At 66.0% G+C, this 16,959-nt stretch carries 16 protein-coding genes and 1 tRNA gene; 6 read left to right on the top strand and 11 right to left on the bottom strand.

Translation table 11 applies throughout. The features are described from left to right. Nucleotides 1–25: 25 nt before the first annotated feature. Nucleotides 26–670 carry a uracil-DNA glycosylase family protein gene (locus EV665_RS19655; protein WP_133035376.1) on the bottom strand — a complete coding sequence of 215 codons (645 nt, stop codon included), beginning with the start codon at nt 668–670 and terminating at the stop codon, nt 26–28. A 41-nt stretch (nt 671–711) separates the two neighbouring features. Continuing rightward, nucleotides 712–1,275 (bottom strand): thermonuclease family protein, encoded by a 564-nt coding sequence (locus EV665_RS19650; RefSeq protein WP_162853107.1) that lies wholly within the window; start codon nt 1,273–1,275, stop codon nt 712–714. A 272-nt stretch (nt 1,276–1,547) separates the two neighbouring features. On the opposite strand from EV665_RS19650, the gene EV665_RS19645 reads away from it, so the two are divergent. After that, on the top strand, nt 1,548–3,083 hold the full coding sequence (locus tag EV665_RS19645; protein ID WP_133035374.1) for a sensor histidine kinase: 1,536 nt from the start codon (nt 1,548–1,550) through the stop codon (nt 3,081–3,083). 708 nt (nt 3,084–3,791) lie between these two features. Here EV665_RS19645 and tig read toward each other — a convergent pair. From tig to EV665_RS19625, 4 genes are all read right to left on the bottom strand, one after another. Continuing rightward, nucleotides 3,792–5,270, bottom strand: coding sequence for a trigger factor (tig, locus tag EV665_RS19640; RefSeq protein WP_064329933.1), 1,479 nt, complete (start codon nt 5,268–5,270; stop codon nt 3,792–3,794). Between the two features lie 279 nt (nt 5,271–5,549). Then, a tRNA-Leu gene (locus EV665_RS19635) sits at nt 5,550–5,634 on the bottom strand. A 126-nt stretch (nt 5,635–5,760) separates the two neighbouring features. After that, entirely contained in the window at nt 5,761–6,351 is a 591-nt protein-coding gene (locus EV665_RS19630; protein ID WP_133035373.1) for a GDYXXLXY domain-containing protein, read from the bottom strand. A gap of 2 nt (nt 6,352–6,353) precedes the next feature. Next, a complete protein-coding gene (locus EV665_RS19625; protein ID WP_133035372.1) occupies nt 6,354–7,457 on the bottom strand; it encodes a DUF2157 domain-containing protein in 1,104 nt (367 codons plus the stop codon). A gap of 50 nt (nt 7,458–7,507) precedes the next feature. Between EV665_RS19625 and EV665_RS19620 the strand changes: the two genes are divergently transcribed. The 4 genes from EV665_RS19620 (at nt 7,508) to trmFO (ending at nt 10,742) form a co-directional block, all read left to right on the top strand. After that, complete coding sequence (locus EV665_RS19620) at nt 7,508–7,807, top strand: hypothetical protein (RefSeq protein WP_133035371.1); 300 nt, start codon at nt 7,508–7,510, stop codon at nt 7,805–7,807. Between the two features lie 751 nt (nt 7,808–8,558). Then, entirely contained in the window at nt 8,559–8,702 is a 144-nt protein-coding gene (locus EV665_RS19615) for a DUF1127 domain-containing protein (RefSeq protein WP_064496054.1), read from the top strand. Nucleotides 8,703–9,045: 343 nt separating this feature from the next. Further along, nucleotides 9,046–9,189 (top strand): DUF1127 domain-containing protein, encoded by a 144-nt coding sequence (locus EV665_RS19610; protein ID WP_023511883.1) that lies wholly within the window; start codon nt 9,046–9,048, stop codon nt 9,187–9,189. Nucleotides 9,190–9,332: 143 nt separating this feature from the next. After that, nucleotides 9,333–10,742 (top strand): methylenetetrahydrofolate--tRNA-(uracil(54)-C(5))-methyltransferase (FADH(2)-oxidizing) TrmFO, encoded by a 1,410-nt coding sequence (gene trmFO, locus EV665_RS19605; protein ID WP_133035370.1) that lies wholly within the window; start codon nt 9,333–9,335, stop codon nt 10,740–10,742. Between the two features lie 210 nt (nt 10,743–10,952). Here the strand turns inward: trmFO and EV665_RS19600 are convergent, their stop codons facing one another. The 5 genes from EV665_RS19600 to yajC form a co-directional block, all read right to left on the bottom strand. Beyond that, complete coding sequence (locus EV665_RS19600; protein ID WP_064329929.1) at nt 10,953–11,405, bottom strand: hypothetical protein; 453 nt, start codon at nt 11,403–11,405, stop codon at nt 10,953–10,955. 114 nt (nt 11,406–11,519) lie between these two features. Beyond that, nucleotides 11,520–12,332, bottom strand: coding sequence for a phytoene/squalene synthase family protein (locus EV665_RS19595; protein ID WP_133035430.1), 813 nt, complete (start codon nt 12,330–12,332; stop codon nt 11,520–11,522). A gap of 64 nt (nt 12,333–12,396) precedes the next feature. Then, nucleotides 12,397–12,783, bottom strand: coding sequence for an Mth938-like domain-containing protein (locus EV665_RS19590; protein ID WP_133035369.1), 387 nt, complete (start codon nt 12,781–12,783; stop codon nt 12,397–12,399). Next, nucleotides 12,776–15,283, bottom strand: coding sequence for a protein translocase subunit SecD (gene secD, locus EV665_RS19585; RefSeq protein WP_133035368.1), 2,508 nt, complete (start codon nt 15,281–15,283; stop codon nt 12,776–12,778). The genes EV665_RS19590 and secD overlap by 8 nt, the downstream gene beginning before the upstream one ends. Nucleotides 15,284–15,371: 88 nt before the next feature. Next, entirely contained in the window at nt 15,372–15,704 is a 333-nt protein-coding gene (gene yajC / locus EV665_RS19580; RefSeq protein WP_064329927.1) for a preprotein translocase subunit YajC, read from the bottom strand. Between the two features lie 183 nt (nt 15,705–15,887). On the opposite strand from yajC, the gene EV665_RS19575 reads away from it, so the two are divergent. Further along, nucleotides 15,888–16,757 carry an ATP-binding protein gene (locus tag EV665_RS19575; RefSeq protein ID WP_133035367.1) on the top strand — a complete coding sequence of 290 codons (870 nt, stop codon included), beginning with the start codon at nt 15,888–15,890 and terminating at the stop codon, nt 16,755–16,757. Nucleotides 16,758–16,959 lie beyond the last annotated feature (202 nt).

Here is a 16,959-nt window from a genome sequence, read left to right as displayed (position 1 = left end):
GGCGACAAATTGAAAGAATTGCATTTCATTCCGTAAGGGTTTTCACCCGCTTTCGCAACTCGGGCAGAACCTCCGCCTCGAACCACGGATTGCGCTTCAGCCAGCCGGTGTTGCGCCAGCTCGGATGGGGCAGCGGCAGCACGGCAGGCCCCGCATTGCGGTGGAGGTGCCGGCGCCAGTCGCGCACCGTCTCCGTCATGCTGGCGGCCTTCGCCGCCCCCAGATGCCAGGCCTGGGCATACTGGCCGATCGCCAGCACCAGTTCGATCTGCGGCATGGCGGCGATCGCCCGGGCGCGCCAGAGCGGCGCGCATTCGCGCCGCGGCGGCAGGTCGCTGCCATGGGCGTCGTAGCCCGGGAAACAGAGGCCCATCGGCACGATGGCGAATTTCCGCGGATCGTAGAACGCTTCGCGCGTCACACCGAGCCAGTCGCGCAGCCGGTCGCCGGAGGCATCGTTGAACGGCAGGCCGCTTTCATGCACCCGCAGCCCCGGCGCCTGGCCGGCGATCAGGATGCGCGCGGCCTCGGAGAGGACGGCGACGGGCCGCGGCTCGTGCGGCAGCCGGTCCTCGGGCCCCTTCGCCGGCGCGTCGCGACAGAGCCGACAGGCCGCCATCGCTGCGCGCAGGGCGGCAATCGCGCCGTCGGGTTCCGCATCGTCCATCATGCCTCCGTTCTAAAGCAAATCCTGCAAAGGTGCGAAGCGGTTTAAAGCCCGAACACGCGCAGGATCCCGTCGAGGATGCCCGGCTCCGCGTCATGGGCGTCCTCCTGCGGCCGGCCGTTCGTCCTGCGCCATTGCTGCGGCATGTCGAATTCCGCCCCCCACAGGCCCTTGCGCTCCGCCCGCGCGAACTGCTCCTCGTCCTCGTAGCCGCCATAGGCGACCGCGAGCCCTTCCCGCACCATGCGCGCGCCAAGATCGCCCGCAGCATTCTCGCAGCGCGCCAGCCAGCGGTCGTATTTGTCCGTGCCCTGCGTCCGGCAGGTGATCGGTCCGGCGCGCAGCAGCTCGGCAAGGCGCGAGCGCGCGGCGACGCCGCAGCGCCAGTCCGCGCCGTCGCGCCGGCAGACCTGCGTCAGCTCCGGCGAGTCCATGCCGACGAGCCGGATGCGGTGGCCGTCGAGCGTCAGCGTGTCGCCGTCCGCCGCCCGCGCCGCACCGGTGAAGGTCTCGCCGCCCTCTCCGCCGACGCGCGCCACGACCAGCGCCGTCAGCGCCAGGATCGCCACCGCCACGCCGACATCGCGCGCCCGCCTGGTAAGCCCCATGGAATTCCGTTCCTTGCGAAGAACAGTTCCAGCGGAAGCGCGCGGGCAGCCTGCCTCCGGAACTGCGAAAGATGAAAGAGATAGGGTGTTTTCGCGATTCGGAGAAAGGCGCAAATACCCCGGCGTCATGCCGTTACGGCACGATGGTGGCGCGCTGCCGGCGGACTGTTCCGGAAAATGCCGGAATGGTTCGCAAATGGTTTATGCGCGGCAGCATCTTCTTAAGGATTCCCCCCTAGACTTCAATGCCGTCCGCAACAGTTGCAATCGTGATGAGTACCGGCGTCAGTACATCGACCGACAAGATCATCGTCGACAAGTCGCGCAGCCATAGAAACAAGGCTGTTTCGCGCACCGTCCGCGCGACCCGGGAACGCCTGCAGACCGCCACGGGCATCGCGCCCGGCTTCGAGCGCGAGATGCTGCAACTGCATGTCGCCTCCGCCGCCCAGAGCGCGCTCGCCATTCCCGTCGTGGTCATGCTGATTGCCGCCGTCGGCGTCTACCTCACGCAGGAGATCGGCCTTCTCGCCTGGGCGATCCTGGCGCTCAGCGTGCATGCGCTCGGCATGATCGTCGCCCGCCGCGCGCACAAGCAGGAGATCACCGCCGACAACACCCGCCGCTGGCAGCGCGTCTTCCTGGCCGCGCAGGTTGCCATGGGCCTCACCTGGGCCGCCTTCTCCCTGCAGACCTGCGGCCCCTGCGGCGAGGTCACCTTCGATTTCTACAAGGGGTCCGCCCTGCTCGTGGCGCTGGCCGTCACCGCCATCAGCACGCTGATGCTGCGCCATGCGGTGCTCTATGCCTTCCTGCCGACGGTCGTCGCGCTCTCCGTCTCGGTCCTGCTGCGCCCCGACCCCGCGACCTTCGGCATGGCGGCCATCATCTCCGCCGCGCTGATCTTCCTCATCTTCATGACGAACCGCCTGCACCGCACCAGCGCGCAACTGCTCTCCTCGCAATCGGAGAAGGACGACCTGATCGCCGAGCTGGAAGTGGCCAAGTCCATGTCGGACGAGGCCCGCCGGCGCGCCGAAGAGGCGAACCTTGCCAAATCCCGCTTCCTCGCCTCCATGTCGCATGAGCTGCGCACGCCGCTGAACGCCATCCTCGGCTTCTCCGAGGTCATGTCGACGGAAGTGCTCGGGCCGCTCAACAACCCGGTCTACAAGGAATACACCTCCGACATCCACCGCTCCGGCCAGCACCTGCTCAACCTCATCAACGAGATCCTCGACCTCTCGCGCATCGAGGCGGGCAAATACGACCTGTCGGAGGACAGCGTGCATCTCGTCGACATCGCCGAGGACTGCATCGGCATGGTGCAGTTGCGCGCCCGGGCGAAGAACATCGCCATTTCCGAGCAGGTCGAAGGCGACATGCCGGCCGTCTGGGCGGACGAGAAGGCGCTGCGCCAGGTCATCCTGAACCTCCTGTCGAATGCCGTGAAATTCACGCCCCAGGGCGGCGAGATCTTCGTCAAGGCCGGCTGGACCGCCGGCGGCGGCCAGTACATCTCGATCAAGGACAACGGCCCCGGCATCCCCGAGGAAGAGATCCCCGTCGTGCTCTCGGCCTTCGGCCAGGGCTCCATCGCCATCAAGAGCGCCGAACAAGGCACCGGCCTCGGCCTGCCGATCGTCCAGGCGATCCTCGCCAAGCACAATGGCGAGTTCATCCTGAAATCCAAGCTGCGCGAGGGCACCGAGGCCATCGCCATCCTGCCGGCCAAGCGCGTGCTGCAGAGCCTGCCCGCCGTCACCGAGACCCAGGCCGTCGCCCCGCGCCGGAAGAGTTTTGCCTGAGACGATCGCTGCGATCCTCGGGGATCCGGGCCTCCATCGCGCCCTCTTCTCATCCCCGTTCCCGCCGAACATTTTCCCCGCCCCCGCCACCCATGCCTATAATCCTCCATCCCGCCGCGGATACACCGCGAGGCGTCGTGGCGAGGCGGGGTCGGCGCGGGGCGTGGGGGGAAGACGCAGAACCCCACGCACCGGGCTTGCGGAAAATGGTCTCCCTCCGGCGACACGGGGGAAGCGGCGGGCGTCGGACCGAGCCTTCCGTTTCACGCCCCGAACGGCGCGCCGGGCGTGCCTGTGCGGCACACAAGGGGGCTGGTCTGGCGGATGCGTCGGCATCGTCCGCCGGGATGAAGACCGTCCGGAAAGGCTTGCCTTTCCGTCCCCCGTCGCCAAGGCGCGCGATGGCGGATGCAAAAACGGAAAACGGCCTTCTCCCGGAAACCGACGGGAAACGTCCGCCCGGCCCGGCCTTTGCAGAGGGACCCAAGTCGCGGGCAAAAACCGCCGAACGGGGCGCTGAAAGGCGCCATACATATATATTCAGACACGGCCCCTTCCAGCGCGCCGTCCGATGCTCTTTGAAAACCCACGGGCGGAAACCGCTGCGTGGACGGTGGTGCGAGAACAGCAGGGACGCGGCCTTAACCGCGCCAAACAAAAAGGCCGCCCCGAAGGACGGCCTCTTCGCATGATATCCGGTCGGACCGATTATTCGGCGTCGCCTTCGGCGGCCTTCTTCTTGGCCGGGGCCTTCTTCTTCGGGGCGGCGTCTTCACCGTCCTGGGCTTCGGCCTTGGCGGCAGCCTTCTTCTTCGGCGCGGCCTTCTTGGTTTCCTTCTCGGAACCTTCGGCCTCGTCGTCCGCCATCAGCTCGTCCTTGGAGACGGTCTTGTCCGTCACCTTGATCTCGCCGAGCAGGTGGTCGACGACCTTCTCTTCGAAGATCGGCGCGCGCAGCGATGCGGCAGCGCCCGGGGTCTTCTGGAAGTATTCGAGGATCTGCTTTTCCTGGCCCGGGAACTGGCGGAGCTGCTGGTAGAGCGACTGCTGCATTTCCTCGTCGCTCACCTGGACGCCGGCCTTCTCGCCGATTTCCGAGAGAACGAGGCCGAGGCGGACGCGGCGTTCGGCAAGCTTGCGATATTCTTCGCGCGCAGCCTCTTCCGTCGTGTCCTCGTCAGCGAAGGTCTTGCCGGACTGCTGGAGGTCCGTGTTGATCTGGCGCCAGATGTTCTCGAACTCGGCTTCGACCAGGCGCTCCGGCGTGTCGAACTTGTACATCTCGTCGAGCTGGTCGAGAATCTGGCGCTTGACCTTCTGGCGGGTGACAGAGCCGTACTGGCTCTCGATCTGGCCGCGGACGATCTCGCGCAGCTTGTCGGCCGATTCGAGGCCGAGCTTCTTGGCAAGCTCGTCGTTGATCTCGACGTCTGCCGGGGCGGCGACATCCTTGACGTTGATGTCGAAGGTGGCTTCCTTGCCGGCGAGGTTGGCGGCCGGGTAGTCAGCGGGGAAAGTGACCGTGATGACCTTCTCGTCGCCGGCCTTCAGGCCGACGAGCTGCTCCTCGAAGCCGGGGATGAAACGGTTGGAGCCGAGAACGAGTTCCGCGTCCTCGTCCTTGCCGCCGTCGAACGGCACGCCGTCGACCTTGCCGAGATAGTCGATGGTGACGCGGTCGCCGTCGGCGGCCTTGCCCTTCTTCGTCTCGTAGGAACGGGCGCTTTCGGCGATCTTGAGGATCTGCTCGTCGACTTCGGCGGCGTCGACTTCGACCACTTCGCGCGTGACGGCAATGCCGGAATTGTCCTTGAGGTCGATGGCCGGGATCACTTCATAGGAGAGCGTGAATTCGAAATCGGCCTGGCCGGCGAGGATCTTCTCAGCCTCGGCCTGGTCCTCGGTCATCGCGATTTCCGGCTGCGTCGCGGACTTTTCGCCGCGCTCGGAAAGGATGGCCGACGGACGGTCGCGGACGATCTCGTTGACGAGTTCGGCCATGATGGACTTGCCGTACATCTTCTTGAGATGGGCGAAGGGCACCTTGCCCGGACGGAAGCCGTTGATGCGGACACGGCCCTTGGCGTCTTCAAGACGCTCGTTCATCTGAGCTTCCATGTCCTTGGCCGGGATGACGACCTTGATTTCGCGCTTCAGCCCTTCAGCGAGCGTTTCGATAACCTGCATGTTCAAACCTTCATTTCGAGTTGGCGGTGCTCAAACCGGCCTGCCGGTTATGGCGAACACCCCGCCGGTCCATTTGCCGGCAGTGGCTTTACTGAATTCGGTGGCCTTTTGGCAAGCAAAATGGCGCTCTCGACAGCGCCGCGCGCCATTCACTGCGTGCAAAGAACGCTGTCATACTCTAGAATCTGCTGCATTATCCCTTAAATCCCAGGCGATTTAAGGGATAATGCAGCGGTCACCAACAGCCGCGGAAACCTCCATTTCCACGTCTGGTGGCTCTGGTGCGGGTAGAGAGACTTGAACTCCCACGCCTTGCGGCACCAGAACCTAAATCTGGCGTGTCTACCAATTTCACCATACCCGCGTCTCAGAAACCGCTATGCCACGGGCAGCGTAACCGCGCACCGTGGCGCCTTCCGAGCGCGGCGTCTCTATATCACCCGTTTCCGGCGGATCAAAGGAAAAATGCGGGGTTTTTCGGGCGCCGCGCTCAATAGAGCGGTTCATCGTAGACGGGCTCGCCCCGAAGAACCAGCCTGGCGATCTGCGGCGTGCCGTCCTTCGCGACGCGCGCCTCCACCTCCAGTTCCTCCTGGTTGCGGGCGTCCTCCAGCACCCTGCCCTCGCCCTCCGGCACATAGTAGCGCTCCAGGCCATAGCTGACGAAGAGGGTTTCCGGCAGGCCGCCGTCGCCGGCGGAATAGTAGTCGAAGGGCAGCGTGCGCAGGATGACGCTGCCCGCCTCCGGCGCAAGGTCGCCGAAGCCCGCCTCGCTCGCCGTCCACAGGCCGTCCGCGCCGGGCTTCAGCCGCACGGCGAGGCGCTGGCGGCCGCTTGCCTTCGGCACCTCGCCGGTGACGATGGCCTTCGGGATGGTCGAGATCGGGTAGGACAGGATGACGTAGTCACCGCGCAGGAGATCGCGCGGATCGACCGGCAGTGTCTTCAGCCTGATGTCGGCGCCGCTGCGCAGGATCGAGGCGCGGCTTTCGACCATGTAGCCGAGCACGGCGGTCTGCAGCGCGGCGGCGAGGATGCCGGCGACGAGCGGAGGGACGCGGAAAAAGCGGGATGTCGTCATGGTCAGGCCTCCGCCTTGGTTTCAGCCCTGGAAAAGCGCCGCTCCAGCGCGATCACGGCCCAGGCGACCAGCGCCACCACCAGGCCGGACACCAGGAAGAAGCCGGACGTGCCGATGATCGAGCCGATCGTCTCGGAGGCGAGATAGAGCGTCTCGGCGGCGAAGGTCGCATAGCCGAGGTAACGCACGGCGCCGTTCTCCTTGCCGGACAGCGCGATGCCGGCAATGGCGGCGGCGAGCGTGACGATGCCGAGGAACAGCCGGTTCGCCATGTCGTCGAATTCGGCATGCAGCACGAGAAGGCCGACCACCAGCACCAGGTAGGAATAGAAGGCCGGCGCGGCGCCGGCGCTGCGGGCGAGCGCATGGAGCGGCGATTGCGGCACGGCGGCAAGGAGATAGGCGACCGCGCCAAACCCCGCGATCGCGATGGCGGTCTCGGGCGTCTGGTATTCGCCATAGATAAAGGCAAGCCAGGTGACGAGCAGCAGATAGGCGAGATGCCGCACCCGCGCCGCGCCGGTATGACGCACCAGAAGGATGATGATCACCGCCATCAGCGGCATCAGCCAGAGCAGCACCGTCTCGTCGACATTATAAGACGACGTCCAGTCCGCGCCGGACACGACGAAGGCGAGGAACCCGGCAACGGCCGTGACGGCGCCGGAGCGGAAGAGCGCGGCGGCGGCGACCGCGCCGGCGAACCAGACGAGCATCGCCTGGAACGTGTCGCCGGAGAGATGGTACATCTGCCCGACGAGCGCGATCGCGCCGCCGAAGGCGAGCGTGCCGAAGACGAGGAAGGCGGCCGCCAGCCGCTCCGCGCCGCGAGCGATCAGAACCGCGCCGCCGAGATAGGCGCCCCAGATCAGGCCGACGATGCCGACGAGCCGCACGATCCGCGGGATGGCCTCCCAGTTGGCCGCGACGAGCAGCAGCACCGCAGCGGCGACGAGCAGCGCCGCGATGATCATCAGCACGCGGCCGAGGCTGAAGGAACTGGGGCGAGAATCATACTCCTGCAGCAGGCGCCCGGCCGTCGGGGCGTCGAGCAGGCCCTGTGCCGTCCAGTGTTTGAGGTCGCGCTCCAGCCTGCCTCTGTACATCCGTTCCCGCTCCGTTCGGAAAATGCCCGTGGTTCACGCCGATTCGGGCTTTGTCAACAGGAACGATACAGATCAGCCGGAAATTCGCAATCGGAGCAAAAATTCGCAAAAAGGGCATTTATTCGCTCTTCTCGCCCTTGAAGACGGGCCTGCGGCCACCAAGATTAACGGAAAACAAGGAAAGGCCTGATAAAAATGGCCTCGAAAGGCCGTTCGGCCCGGTGATTTCGGACATGCAGATGGCGCATATCATCCATGCTCATATTGCACTGCACAAAATCGACGGCCGGGTCTATAGTTCAGACATCGGATCAGAAGCGATCCGGCCCGCACATCAAGGCGCCGCGTAACGTAAGGCGACAGAGAAACGGGAAAGGCGGACTGGTCGAACGCCCGGCATGATGCCGAATGACCCGAGCCCCGGAAACGGGATCGACAGGAATTCGGAACGACGCACTCCTCCTCCCAGTGTCGTTTCGATACGATTGGCAACACTCCTCCTCCCAGTTGCCAATCAATCTTAGTGACGCCCGCTGGACCTCCTCCCCCAGCGGGCGTTATTATTTGCGCAAGACGCATGGCAGGCCGCGCCAAAGCGGCCAAACACCCCAGATGATCCGCCATTCTGCCCAAAGCCTGGGCAAAGAACCCTGTTGCGCCGCATGACGCATGCACTATACGCATGGGTGCCATTCCCATCCTGCGCTTCCGCGCACGGCTCTCACGGTCTATATAGATCCCATCGGTCGGGCGACGATCTCCTCCTCCCAACGTCCCCGACAGGATTGGCGGCCCTCCCTCCTCCCAGGCTGCCAATCGATATCAGCAACGCCCGCCGGATCTCCTCCCCCTGCGGGCGTTGTTTCTTTTGCACCGCACCCAACCAGTGATGCATAGCGGCCTTAACCTTTGTGGCCGAACGCCCGGAATTTGGCCTGAATTTTGTCAAAATTTCTGCTTGACATGCTCAAAACGCATAGGTGCCGTGCTGTAACAGCGCTGTTCTTTTCGGCAGCGCAGCGTATATTTCAAATCATCAGATCGGGGCGGCGCCAAGGACGAGCGGCCGCCCAGCAGGAAGCCCAAGAAAGGGGTAAGAACATGAACCTGGCACGCTCTTTCAACAACTGGCGCAAGTACCGTCAGACCGTCAACGAACTCGGCCGCATGAGCGACCGTGAACTGCGCGACCTCGGCATCGGCCGCAGCGATATCCCGTACATCGCCCGCAAGGCCACCAACTAAGCCGAACGACCTTTAACGGTCCCGTTTCGAACGCCCTCCGGTTCCCATCGGAGGGCGTTTTCGTTTGCGCGTCTTTTTGCGCCGCACAATGTCGCGATTTTCCTTCCGCGACATGAAGGGCCGCCCCTCCGCCGACAAGTGTTTTTTCTATCTGCCTGGAATGGCGGCATTTTCTGCCCATTTTGCCTGCAGGCGATCCATCTGCCCGATTGGTGATCGTCTTATTGCACAAATGCATAGCAGCTGCATTTTCTTTGCACTGCACATTAACAAGGGCATCGCCTATATAGAGCTCACACACCGGTGAGACAGACCTCCCGGCCAACCCTTCGAGGAGATGACCATGAACCCGATCCGCATTGCAAAGAACTGGATTTCCTACCGCCGCACGATGAACGAACTGGGCAACCTGTCGAACCACACGCTGTCCGACATCGGCCTGACCCGTTACGACATCCGCGACATCGCAGCCCGTTCCTTCCGCTAAGACATAGCCGGTTTCCGCCGCTGCGGCCGGAAACGGCGACGCGCGAGGGACGCTTCAAACGGCACCATCCGGTGCCGTTTTTGATTCGGGCTTTTGCATCTCCGTGATGGAAAGCAGCCCGCGGGCATGGTAACGAACCGCCCATGACACAGACCTCCTCCCTCGCTCCCATCCACGTCATCGGCGGCGGCCTTGCCGGCTCGGAAGCCGCCTGGCAGATCGCCGAAAACGGCGTCCCCGTCATCCTGCATGAAATGCGCGGCGTGCGCGGCACGGATGCCCACAAGACGGACGGCCTTGCCGAGCTCGTCTGTTCCAACTCCTTCCGCTCGGACGACGCGACCAGCAATGCCGTCGGCGTGCTGCACGCCGAAATGCGGCTCGCCGGTTCGCTGATCATGCGCGCGGCCGATGCCAGCCAGGTGCCGGCCGGCGGCGCGCTCGCCGTCGACCGCGACGGTTTTTCCGCCGCCGTCACCGCCGCGCTCGAAAGCCACCCGCTGATCACCATCACGCGCGAGGAAGTCACCGGCCTGCCGCCCGATGCTTGGGACCAGGCGATCATCGCCACCGGGCCGCTCACCGCCCCCTCGCTCGCCGCGGCGATCCAGGAACGCACCGGCGCCGATTCGCTCGCCTTCTTCGATGCCATCGCGCCGATCGTGCACACGGCCAGCGTCGACATGGACATCTGCTGGTTCCAGTCGCGCTACGACAAGGTCGGCCCCGGCGGCACGGGCAAGGACTACATCAACTGCCCGATGGACGAGGCGCAGTACAATGCCTTCATCGACGCCCTGATTGCCGGCGACACGACGGGCTTCAAGGAATGGGAAGGCACGCCCTATTTCGACGGCTGCCTGCCGATCGAGGTGATGGCGGAGCGCGGCCGCGAGACGCTGCGCCACGGGCCGATGAAGCCGATGGGCCTCACCAATGCGCACAATCCGACGGTCAAGCCCTATGCCGTCGTGCAGTTGCGGCAGGACAATGCGCTCGGCACGCTCTACAACATGGTCGGCTTCCAGACGAAGCTGAAATACGGCGCGCAGGCAGAGATCTTCCGCCTGATCCCCGGCCTCCAGAATGCGGAATTCGCCCGCCTCGGCGGCCTGCACCGCAACACCTACATCAACTCGCCGACGCTGCTTGACCGCTCGCTGACGCTGAAGGGCCGCCCGGGCCTGCGTTTCGCCGGTCAGATCACCGGTTGCGAGGGCTATGTGGAGAGCGCCAGCATCGGCCTGCTCGCCGGCCGCTTCGCGGTTGCCGAACGGCGCGGCGAAACGCCGTCGCTGCCGCCGGAAACCACGGCCTTCGGCTCGCTGCTCGGCCACATCACCGGCGGCCACATCGTTTCGGACGACGAGCCGGGCAAACGCTCCTTCCAGCCGATGAACATCAATTTCGGCCTGTTCCCGCCGCTGGAGCCGGGCACGGTGACGAAGCCGGAAGGCATGAAGCGGTTCCGCGGCAAGGACAAGGCCCTCGCCAAGAAGCAGGCGACGGCCGCCCGCGCGCTCGAAGACTGCGCCCGCTGGCTCGGCCGCTGATTCCCGGCCGGGCGTGGCTGCCGCCTCACCTTCGAGATCAGGATATGCATATAAGGCCCGGAGCGCGCCTCCTGCCCCTCCCGCGCGGGCAGAACATCGCGGCAGTGGCGAAAGATGGCACGCGCTCCCTCATCCGGCCCTTCGGGCCGCCTTCTCCCCGCGGGGAGAAGGCAAAACCGCAACGACGTGCCATATGCGATTGCCCTGCCTTCAAACCGGTCGGCCTGCGGCCTCCGGTCCAAGCCCGGCCACCGCCGGCATGAAGCTGCCGAGCAGCCAGAGGGAAACCTCCGCGGCCTCCCGCTCGTCGCGGAACTCGAAGACGCCGCCCTCGAAGGCGGCATTGGCGAATTTCACGGTGAGGCGCTTCGGGCCGGCGCTTTCGACGCGCACGGTGCCGGGTTCGATCCGGTGGCAGGAATAGTGGTGGCCATGAGCATGCATGCAGCCGGCCTTGCCGTCGTGCAGGCGCAGGAACACCGTGCGGCCGTCCGCCGTGGTGATGACCTCGCGGATCGCCTCGTCGGGGAAGGCCCGGCCGAATTCGAGGATCGCAAGCCCGGCATCCTCGCCGGCCATCTCCTGCTCCTCCTCCCGGCGAAACACCTGGCGGAAGACGAGGCCGGCCAAAAGCAGGCAGACGATGGTGATGGTCCAGAGCATCGGCGCGACTCCTCCCGAAAAACGTCCTGTCGCTGTAGCGGACAAGGCTTGCGCCAGTTTTGCGTCCTGCCAGGTGCCTGAGCGGGCAACAAGTCCGAAGGATCGCGACGCGCCTTAGAACGGGCCGCGGCGCAGCGCCCGCCACATCCACCACTGCCGCCGCCACTGGGCGGGCTGGAGGGAACGCTCCAGTGCCGCCGCGCCGGCCTTCTCCACTGCATCCAGTATAGGCGAAACGAGGGCGACCGGCAAAAAGGCCGGTCGATTGGCCGGTGAAATGCCGCCTGCGGCCCGCGCCTTGGCGAGATGCTCCCGGCCGAGGCCGACGAAGGCATCCACCGCGCGCGCGGCCGCGGCCGCGTCGTTGCCGGCGAGCAGGGCTTCCGGCGTCAGGCCCGTGGCGGCGAGAAGATCGGCCGGCAGGTAGACCTGGCCGCGCCGCCGGTGGATCGGCAGCATCAGGAGGGTGCCCGCAACGGTCTGCGCCACGCCGGCATGGCCGGCGGCCTCGGCCGATGCAGGCGCCCCTGCCGGATCGAGGATGAGGCTTGCGAGCTGGATCAGCGCCGAGGCGGTTTCGCCGGCATAACCTTCGAATGCCGCCCGGCTTTCCATCGGATCGTTGTAGACGTCGAAGATGCGCGCCTCGGTCATGTCCGTCAGCACGGCGACGGGCAACCGATGCTCCTCGACGCAGGCCATCAGGCCCGCGGCGAGCGGGTTGGCCATGGCGTCGCCCTCGGCGGTGCCGTCCAGCACGTCGCGCCACCATTGCAGGCGGATCTCGCCGGGCAGCGCCTCGCGCACCACGTCGCGCACGCGGGCGATCTCGGCATTGAAGGCGTAGAGCGCGGCGAGCGCGCCACGCTTTTCCGCCGGGGCCAGCAGGCAGGCGAGATAGCGGTCGCGATCGGTCTCGCGAAGCATCGTCAGACAGTGCGCGTAATGGGCTTGCCGCGTATCGGTCACGTCGAGAATACCGTTTTCCGTATCATACCGCGATGAGCGCGGCGGCGACGGCCCGGCTCTCGGCGAGCATGACATTGAACGTGCGCACGGCGGCGCCCGTGCTCATCGGGTCGGAGCGGACCTTGCGCTCCGTGAGGGCCGCCTTGATCTCGGCCGAGAGCGGACGGATCTCCCTGCCGGTGCCGACGAGCAGCACCTCGATCTCGCCGGCCTCGTCCAGCACGCGCTGGAGGTCGGCCACCGTCAGCGGCGTGCCCTCCTCCTTGTCCCAGCCGTGGATGCCCGAGGGCAGGCAGAGGATGGAACCGCGATGCGACATGTCGGCGAAGCGGAAACCGCCATTGCCATATGCGTCGATCGGCGCACGCCCGGGGAAATGCGCCTCCCGGATTTCGATGCCTTTAGCCATTGGCTCCCGTCGCCTCCGTGACCGGCCCCTTGCCGCCCTTGCCCGGGCGGTAGCGCTCCGGCTGCAGGCGGAACAGGATGAGGATCGGTCCGGCAATGTAGATAGAGGATATGGTGCCGATCGCCACCCCAAAGAGCAGCGTCAGCGCGAAGGTGCCGATCGCCTCGCCGCCGAAGAGCGCGAGCGCGGCCAGCGCGATCAGCGTGGTCGCCGATGTCAGCACGGTGCGCGACAGCGTGCGGTTGATCGCGTCGTCGATCAGGATCGGCAGCGGCATCTGCTTGAAATGCCGGAGATTCTCGCGGATGCGATCGTAGACGACCATCGTGTCGTTCAGCGAATAGCCGGCGACCGTCAGCAGCGCGGCGACGGCGGTCACGTTGAACTCGATCTTGGCCAGCGCCAGGAAGCCGAGCGTGAAGAACACGTCATGCGCCAGCGCGATGATCGCGCCGATGGCGAAATGCCATTCGAAGCGGATCCAGATATAGGCGACCAGCGCAAGCAGGCCGACGACGAAGCCGAGCGTCGCCGTGTCGATCAGTTCGCCGGAAATCGCCGGGCCGACCACCTCGACGCGGCGGAAGTCGTAATCGTCCTCCAGCTCGCCGCGGGCGACCAGCACGGAGGTCTGCTCGGCGTTCTCGCCCTCGCCCGCCGATGTCAGCCGCACCAGCGCATGGCGCGCGTCGCGTCGTTTCGTGACGGTCAGCACGTCCACGCCGGCATCGTTCAGGCGGGCGGTGATGTCGTCGAGATCGGCATTGCCGGCCTTCGCCTGCACTTCCAGCGCCGCGCCGCCGGTAAAATCGATGCCGAGCTTGAGCTTGCCGGCGACGAGCAGGCCGGCAATGGCGAGCGAAAGCACCGCCGTCAGCAGGAAGACGCCGTTGCGCACCGCCATGAAGCGCAGGTTGAGGCGGTCGAAGAGGCCGGTGCGCACGCCCTTCGGCAGGTGCGTCGCGTGGCTGCGGTTGAGCCAGACGGTGACAAGGCGGCGCGTCAGCGTGAAGGTGGTGATGAGCGTCGCGAAAAGGCCGATGCCGACGGCAAGCGCGAAGGCGCGCACGGGAGCTGCCGAAAGCAGGAAGAGCACCGCGATGGCGATGAACATGGTGACGGAGGCATCGAGCACCGTGGCACGGGCACGGCGGAAGCCGATCAAGACCGACCGGGAGAGCTCCCGTCCGCCCTTAACCTCCTCGCGGATGCGCTCGAAGATCAGTACGCTGGCATCGACCGTGATGCCGACGGTCAGCACCATGCCTGCGATCATCGACAGCGAGACCGGCGCGCCGACAAGCGCCAGCACCGCGAAGGAGAGGACCATGGCGAAGGCCAGCGACAAGGAGGCGATGACGCCGAGCACGCCGTAGAAGAAGGTCATGAAGGCAACGACGGCGACGATGGCGACGGTGAGCGCGATGATGACCGTCGTGCCGGAGGTCGTGCCGAGCGCCGGCTCGATCGAGCGCTCCTCGATGATGGTGAGCGGGGCGGGCAGCGGGCCGCTGGCGATGATGCGCGCGAGGTTCGCCGCCCCTTGCGCGTCGAAATCGCCGGAAAGGCGGCCGACGCCGTCGGTGATGGCGCCCTGGATGCGCGAGGTCGAGATCACCTGGCCGTCGAGCAGGATGGCGATGGTGCGCCCGCTGTTCTCCCGCGTGAAGGCGGCAAGCCGTTCGGCGGCATCCGCCTTCAGCACGAATTCGATGAAGGGCTCGTCATTGGCCGCAGGCTCGGCCGAGGCGACATCCACGGCGGTGAAGAGATCGTCCTGCCGCACGACATAGCCGACCGGCGGCTCGCCGGTGGAGTAGAGCACTTCGGAGCCTGCCGGCACGCCGTCCTCGATGGCCGTGTCGACCGGCACGCCGTCGTCGACGAGGCGGGCGGAAAGCTTGCCGACCGTCGCCAGCATGTCCTTGACGCGCTGCGGGTCGGTGAGGCCCGGCATGGCGACGACGATGCGGTCATGCTCGCCGCGCCCGACGAGGAGTTCGGGAATGTCGAGGCTCTCGACGCGGCGACGCACCGCATCGACGGCGCCGAGCGAAGCCGCGCTTGCGGCGCTGTCCACGGCATCGGCGGCAAGCACGATGCGGAACTTGCCGCTTTCCGGCTCGCTGAGCGCGCCGAGGCCGAGGCCGGTGAGCGCGGTGCGGGCCGCGTCGAGACGGTCGGGCGCCGTCACGGTGACGTCGATCGTGTCTTCCGCGCCGTTGAGGTCGCTGTGGGGAATGCGCGCGGCGCGCAGGGTGTTGCCGATGGTCTCGACGGCGGCGCGCAGGTGCTCGGCGGCGATGTCGCTGCGCGAGATCTCCAGCACGAGGCGGGAGCCGCCGGTGAGGTCGAGGCCGGGAACGAGGCGGTGGTCCGTCATCCAGCCGGGAAGGCCTGCGGTGAGGCGGGCAGGCAGAAGGCTCGGCAGAAGGACAAGAAGGCTCGCCGCAAGGACGAGCCAGAGGGAAAAGGTCTTCCAGCGGGCGGATGGCTGCATCGCGATCTCGACTAATCCGGCGCGCCGCCGGCTGAAAACCAGTCGGGCCGTCCGGCCGGGGATCAGCCCGGCCAGGCGGCAGGCCAAGTCATTCCTTGACGGGCTCGCCCTTGACGCGGACTTCGCTGACGCCGCTGCGCACGACGCGGATCTTGATGCCTTCGGCGATCTCGACTTCGAGTTCGTTGTCGTCGACGACCTTGGTGACCTTGCCGACGATGCCGCCGCCGGTGACGACCTGGTCGCCGCGGCGGATGTTCTTCAGAAGCTCATCGCGACGCTTCATGGCAGCGCGCTGCGGGCGGATGATGAGGAAATACATCACCACGAAGATCAACAGGAACGGCAGGACCGACATGAGAATGTCTGCGCCGCCTGCCCCGCCGGGTGCCGTCTGCGCGAAGGCCTCGGTAATGAACATCAACTACTCCTTGAAATCGTGAATTCGTGCGGCCTGCGGGGCCGTTTCGGTTGCCGGAATATAGGCAAGCGGGCCTTGAATGCAACACACGACCTTGCGAAGCGGCCTGTTTTCAAGCGCTTTCCCCCTTTTCGCGACCCGGCGCCGCATGCTACCCGGCAGGGACGCATGAGGAGAAAGAAATTGCAGGAAGATCACGTCAAGCTCTTGCTCGCCGAAATCGGCCGCATCAACGCCGCGCTGGAACGCCTCGCCGGCCCCGCCCCCGCCGTCAACGACTGGAATGCCGCGGAGGTGTTCGTCTGGTCGCCGGCCCGCCAGCACCTCCAGCCGGTCAGGCGGCCGAACCGCATCGAGATCGACCTGATCCGCGGCGTCGACCATGTCCGCGACATCCTCGTCGACAACACGCTGCGCTTTGCCCGCGGCCTGCCCGCCAACAACGTGCTGCTGTGGGGCGCGCGCGGCATGGGCAAGTCGTCGCTGGTCAAATCCGTCCACGCGCTGGCCGCCAAGGAGGCGGGAAGCGGGCTGAAGCTGGTGGAGGTGCACCGCGAGGACATTGCCACGCTGCCGGCCTTGATGGACATCCTCAAGGAAGCACCCTGCCCGGTCATCATCTTCTGCGACGACCTGTCCTTCGACCATGATGACACGTCCTACAAGTCGCTGAAGGCGGCGCTCGACGGGGGCGTGGAAGGCCGTCCGGACAATGTGCTGCTCTACGCCACCTCCAACCGCCGGCATCTCCTGCCGCGCGACATGATGGAGAACGAGCAGTCGACGGCGATCAACCCGTCGGAGGCGGTGGAGGAGAAGGTCTCGCTCTCCGACCGCTTCGGCCTCTGGCTCGGCTTCTACAAGTGCAGCCAGGCCGACTATCTCGAAATGATCGACGGCTATGCGCGGCATTTCGACCTCGACATCCCGGCAGAGCAGTTGCACGCCGAGGCGCTGGAATGGTCGACGACCCGCGGCTCCCGCTCCGGCCGCGTCGCCTGGCAATATGTGCAGGACCTTGCAGGCAGGCTGGGCAAGCCGCTCGTCAAATGAGAAAGGCAGCGAGCCGGGCCTCCGTCTGCCGCTCATCCTCGACCGTCACCCTCGGCCTTCGCCAAGGATCAACCGACGTGCCTGCGGCATGGATGGTCGGGTCAAGCCCGACCATGACGAAGGAGCGGTTCCGTGCCTTTGTCGGCAACCCGAGGCGCCCCACCCCCAACGTCATCCTCGGCCTTGAGCCGAGGGTCCACAT

This window comes from Shinella granuli (assembly GCF_004341885.1).
Lineage (GTDB): Bacteria > Pseudomonadota > Alphaproteobacteria > Rhizobiales > Rhizobiaceae > Shinella > Shinella granuli.
The sequence above is the reverse complement of the archived record's forward strand: the minus strand, read 5'-3'. Positions and strand labels throughout refer to the sequence as shown.

What these genes read in the sequence shown, in the direction of transcription:
- tig (WP_064329933.1), bottom strand. Translation starts at nt 5,270, where the DNA reads ATGCAGGTTATCGAAACGCTCGCTGAAGGGCTGAAGCGCGAAATCAAG.
- EV665_RS19650 (WP_162853107.1), bottom strand. Translation starts at nt 1,275, where the DNA reads ATGGGGCTTACCAGGCGGGCGCGCGATGTCGGCGTGGCGGTGGCGATC.
- trmFO (WP_133035370.1), top strand. Translation starts at nt 9,333, where the DNA reads ATGACACAGACCTCCTCCCTCGCTCCCATCCACGTCATCGGCGGCGGC.
- EV665_RS19615 (WP_064496054.1), top strand. Translation starts at nt 8,559, where the DNA reads ATGAACCTGGCACGCTCTTTCAACAACTGGCGCAAGTACCGTCAGACC.
- EV665_RS19655 (WP_133035376.1), bottom strand. Translation starts at nt 670, where the DNA reads ATGATGGACGATGCGGAACCCGACGGCGCGATTGCCGCCCTGCGCGCA.
- EV665_RS19645 (WP_133035374.1), top strand. Translation starts at nt 1,548, where the DNA reads ATGAGTACCGGCGTCAGTACATCGACCGACAAGATCATCGTCGACAAG.
- EV665_RS19590 (WP_133035369.1), bottom strand. Translation starts at nt 12,783, where the DNA reads ATGGCTAAAGGCATCGAAATCCGGGAGGCGCATTTCCCCGGGCGTGCG.
- EV665_RS19600 (WP_064329929.1), bottom strand. Translation starts at nt 11,405, where the DNA reads ATGCTCTGGACCATCACCATCGTCTGCCTGCTTTTGGCCGGCCTCGTC.
- secD (WP_133035368.1), bottom strand. Translation starts at nt 15,283, where the DNA reads ATGCAGCCATCCGCCCGCTGGAAGACCTTTTCCCTCTGGCTCGTCCTT.
- EV665_RS19625 (WP_133035372.1), bottom strand. Translation starts at nt 7,457, where the DNA reads ATGTACAGAGGCAGGCTGGAGCGCGACCTCAAACACTGGACGGCACAG.
- EV665_RS19630 (WP_133035373.1), bottom strand. Translation starts at nt 6,351, where the DNA reads ATGACGACATCCCGCTTTTTCCGCGTCCCTCCGCTCGTCGCCGGCATC.
- yajC (WP_064329927.1), bottom strand. Translation starts at nt 15,704, where the DNA reads ATGTTCATTACCGAGGCCTTCGCGCAGACGGCACCCGGCGGGGCAGGC.
- EV665_RS19610 (WP_023511883.1), top strand. Translation starts at nt 9,046, where the DNA reads ATGAACCCGATCCGCATTGCAAAGAACTGGATTTCCTACCGCCGCACG.
- EV665_RS19595 (WP_133035430.1), bottom strand. Translation starts at nt 12,332, where the DNA reads ATGCTTCGCGAGACCGATCGCGACCGCTATCTCGCCTGCCTGCTGGCC.